The following is a 4,429-nucleotide window of genomic DNA, read 5'->3' on the forward strand; positions in this document are numbered from 1 at the left end:
CAGCAAGGCCCCGGACCCGTGCGAGAAGGCCGCTCCCGGCTCGGTGAAGGAGCTGAGCTGGAAGAAGGAGCCGGCGGTGACGATCGACACGTCGGCGAAGTACACGATGAAGCTCGACACCACGTGTGGCGAGATAGACGTGGCGCTCAAGGCCTCGGCGGCGCCGCACACCGTGAACTCCTTCGACTTCCTGGCCGGAAAGGGCTTCTTCGACCACACCAAGTGCCACCGGCTCACCGCCGGCGGCATCTTCGTCCTGCAGTGCGGCGACCCGACGGGCACGGGCAGCGGCGGTCCCGGGTACACGATTCCCGACGAGAACCTCAAGGACAAGAGCCTGAGGGACAACGTCTACCCGGCGGGCACGGTGGCGATGGCGAACACGGGGCAGCCGCACTCGGGAGGCAGCCAGTTCTTCCTGGTGTACCAGGACAGTCAGCTGCCGCCCAACTACACACCGTTCGGGACCGTTTCCGAAGCGGGGCTGAAGGTACTGAAGAAGATCGCGGACGCGGGCGAGAACACGGGCGCCGGCGACGGGGCCCCGAACGCGACGGTCGTGGTCAACAAGGCCACGGTAACCAAATCCTGACCGTCAACTGCGAAATTTCGGTCGCGCTGGATGCGGACAGGCCACCCACCGGTCGCCTATGTTGGCGGTGACGAAACTGTGGACGATGCCCGGGGGAGCTTCGAGGCCCTTCGCAGGCATCATGTGGAGGAGGCGCTGTGAGCAGCGACCCGTGGGGCCGCGTCGACGAGACGGGGACCGTGTACGTGCGTACGGCCGACGGCGAGAAGGTCGTCGGCTCCTGGCAGGCCGGCTCCCCTGAGGAGGCGCTGGCCTACTTCGAGCGCAAGTACGAGGGCCTGGTTGTCGAGATCGGCCTCCTCGAGAAGCGTGTGCAGACCACCGACCTGTCTGCGAAGGACGCCCAGGCCGCCATCGACCACCTGCGGGAGCAGGTCGACGCGCACCACGCGGTCGGCGACCTGGACGCGCTGCGCGCCCGCCTGGACAAGCTGGTCGAGCTGGTCGAGGCACGCCGTGAGGAGCGCAGGGCCCAGCGCGCCCGGCAGGCGGACGAGGCCCGGCAGGCCAAGGAGTCGCTGGTCGCGGAGGCCGAGGAGCTGGCCCGGTCCGACCAGTGGCGGGTGGCCGGCGAGCGGCTGCGCGCGCTGGTGGACACCTGGAAGGGGCTGCCTCGCCTGGACCGCAAGTCCGACGACGAGCTGTGGCACCGCTTCTCGCACGCGCGGTCGGCGTTCTCCAAGCGGCGCAAGGCGCACTTCGCGCAGCTGGACGCGCAGCGCGAGGAGGCGCGCAAGGTCAAGGAGCAGCTGGTCGCCGAGGCCGAGGCGCTGTCGGGTTCGACCGACTGGGGTCCGACCGCGGCCCGCTACCGCGAGCTGATGGCGGAGTGGAAGGCCGCGGGCCGCGCCCAGCGCGAGCACGAGGACGACCTGTGGAACCGTTTCCGCGGTGCCCAGGACGTCTTCTTCGCCGCCCGCAGCTCGGTGTTCGCCGAGCGGGACGCCGAGCAGGCGGAGAACCTGAAGCTGAAGGAGGAGCTGGCCGAGGAGGCCGAGAAGCTGCTGCCGATCACGGAGCTGAAGGCCGCCCGGGCCGCCTTCCGCTCGATCAACGAGCGCTGGGAGGCCATCGGCCATGTGCCGCGGGACGCGCGTGGGCGGGTCGAGGGCCGGATGCACGCCGTGGACCGGGCCATCCAGGAGGCCGAGGAGGCCGAGTGGCGCCGGACGAACCCGGAGGCGCGCGCGCGTGCCGAGGGTCTGACCGGTCAGCTGCAGGCCGCCGTGGACAAGCTGAGGGGCCAGATCGAGCAGGCGCGCGCCCAGGGCAACGCGGCCAAGGCCGACAAGCTCGAGAAGGAGCTGGAGGGCCGCCAGGCGCTCCTGGACCAGGCGCTGAAGGGCCTGCAGGAGTTCGGCGGCTGACCCACCCGCCACCCGCTCCCACGAGCCGAGGGCTCCCGTACGTGCCGTACGGGAGCCCTCGGCCGTTCTTCGCGCAGGACGTGCGCTCTACGCCCGGCTGCGCGCCGAGGTGACCCGGTAGACGTCGTAGACGCCCTCCACGCCCCGTACGGCCTTCAGGACGTGGCCCAGGTGCTTGGGGTCGCCCATCTCGAAGGTGAAGCGGGAGGTGGCGACGCGGTCGCGGGAGGTCTGGACGGCCGCGGAGAGGATGTTGACGTGCTGGTCGGACAGCACGCGGGTGACGTCCGAGAGCAGCCGGGAGCGGTCCAGCGCCTCGACCTGGATGGCGACCAGGAAGACGGAGGACTGGGTGGGCGCCCACTCGACGTCGAGGATGCGCTCCGGTTCGCGGGACAGCGACTCCACGTTGACGCAGTCGCTGCGGTGAACCGATACGCCGCTGCCCCGGGTGACGAAGCCGATGATCGGGTCGCCGGGGACGGGCGTACAGCAGCGGGCCAGCTTGACCCACACGTCCTCGACGCCCTTGACGACGACGCCCGGGTCGGCGCTGGAACGGCGCTTGCGGCCGCGGCCGCGCGAGGGCGGCACGCTCTCGTCGATCTCCTCGGTGGCCGCCTCCTCGCCGCCGAGCGCCTGGACGAGTTTCTGCACGATGTTCTGCGCGGAGACATGGCTCTCGCCGATCGCCGCGTACAGCGCGGAGATGTCCGAGTAGCGCATCTCGTGCGCGAGGGTGACCAGCGAGTCGCCGGTCAGGATGCGCTGGATCGGCAGGTTCTGCTTGCGCATCGCGCGGACGATGGCGTCCTTGCCCTGCTCGATCGCCTCGTCGCGGCGCTCCTTGGAGAACCAGGCCCGGATCTTGTTGCGAGCGCGCGGCGACTTGACGAAGCCGAGCCAGTCGCGGGAGGGGCCCGCGCCGGCCGCCTTGGAGGTGAAGACCTCCACCAGGTCGCCGTTGTCCAGGGTCGACTCCAGCGGTACGAGACGGCCGTTGACCCGCGCTCCTATGGTGCGGTGGCCGACCTCGGTGTGGACGGCGTAGGCGAAGTCCACCGGGGTGGCACCGGCCGGGAGCGCGATGACGTCGCCCTTGGGCGTGAAGACGAAGACCTCGTTGCGGGAGAGGTCGAAGCGCAGCGACTCCAGGAACTCGCCGGGGTCCTCCGTCTCCTTCTGCCAGTCCAGCAGCTGCCGCAGCCACGCCATGTCGTTGATGGCGGCCGAGTCCTTGCCGGCCTTGGCGGGCTTCGGCGCGTCGGTGCGGACCTTGGAGGCGCCGGCGACGGCCTCCTGCTTGTACTTCCAGTGCGCGGCGATGCCGTACTCGGCGCGGCGGTGCATGTCGAACGTGCGGATCTGCAGTTCGACGGGCTTGCCGTTGGGGCCGATGACCGTCGTGTGCAGCGACTGGTACATGTTGAACTTGGGCATCGCGATGTAGTCCTTGAACCGGCCGGGGACCGGGTTCCATCGCGCGTGCACGGTGCCGAGGGCGGCGTAGCAGTCGCGGACCGTGTCGACCAGGACGCGGATGCCCACGAGGTCGTAGATCTCCGCGAAGTCACGGCCGCGGACGATCATCTTCTGGTAGACGCTGTAGTAGTGCTTCGGGCGGCCGGTGACGGTCGCCTTGATGCGGGCGGCGCGCAGGTCGGCCTGGACCTCGTCGGTGACGATCGCGAGGTACTCGTCGCGCTTGGGGGCGCGCTCGGCGACCAGGCGGACGATCTCGTCGTACATCTTGGGGTAGAGGATCGCGAAGGCGAGGTCCTCCAGCTCCCACTTGATGGTGTTCATGCCCAGGCGGTGGGCGAGCGGCGCGTAGATCTCGAGCGTCTCGCGGGCCTTCTTCTCCTGCTTCTCGCGCTTGAGGTAGCGCATGGTGCGCATGTTGTGCAGGCGGTCGGCGAGCTTGATGACCAGGACGCGGGGGTCCTTGGCCATGGCGACGACCATCTTGCGCACGGTCTCGGCCTGCGCGGCCTCGCCGAACTTGACCTTGTCCAGCTTGGTGACGCCGTCGACGAGCAGGGCGACGGTGTCGCCGAAGTCGCGGCGCAGCTGGTCCAGGCCGTACTCGGTGTCCTCGACGGTGTCGTGCAGCAGGCCGGCCATCAGCGTGGCCGGGTCCATGCCCAGCTCGGCGAGGATGGTGGTGACGGCGAGCGGGTGCGTGATGTACGGGTCGCCGCTCTTGCGCTTCTGACCCCGGTGCCAGCGCTCGGCCACCTGGTAGGCACGCTCGATCTGACGCAGCGTCGAGTTCTCGATCTTGGGGTCGTTGCTGCGCACTATCCGCAGCAGCGGCTCCAGGACCGGGTTGTACGGGTTGGCGCGCTGCACGCCGAGGCGGGCGAGGCGGGCGCGGACGCGGTTGGAGGAGCCGGAGCGACCCGCCTGACCGGCGGAGGGACGTACGGCCGGGGGCTGGTCGGAGCGCTCGGGCGGGTCGCTCCGGCTC

At 70.1% G+C, this 4,429-nt stretch carries 3 protein-coding genes; 2 read left to right on the forward strand and 1 reads right to left on the reverse strand.

All coding sequences use genetic code 11. The features are described from left to right. Both C1I97_RS32175 and C1I97_RS32180 read left to right on the forward strand, forming a co-directional pair. On the forward strand, positions 1 to 592 hold a 592-nt coding region (locus tag C1I97_RS32175; RefSeq protein ID WP_111006576.1), incomplete at its 5' end, for a peptidylprolyl isomerase. Between the two features lie 137 nt (positions 593 to 729). Continuing rightward, positions 730 to 1,959 (forward strand): DUF349 domain-containing protein, encoded by a 1,230-nt coding sequence (locus C1I97_RS32180; protein ID WP_111006577.1) that lies wholly within the window; start codon positions 730 to 732, stop codon positions 1,957 to 1,959. Between the two features lie 87 nt (positions 1,960 to 2,046). Here C1I97_RS32180 and C1I97_RS32185 read toward each other — a convergent pair. Continuing rightward, positions 2,047 to 4,429: RelA/SpoT family protein (locus tag C1I97_RS32185; protein ID WP_111006578.1), on the reverse strand; the 2,383-nt coding region annotated here is incomplete at its 5' end.

Origin of the sequence: Streptomyces sp. NTH33 (assembly GCF_003236365.1) — a bacterium.
In the GTDB taxonomy this organism is placed as follows: domain Bacteria; phylum Actinomycetota; class Actinomycetes; order Streptomycetales; family Streptomycetaceae; genus Streptomyces.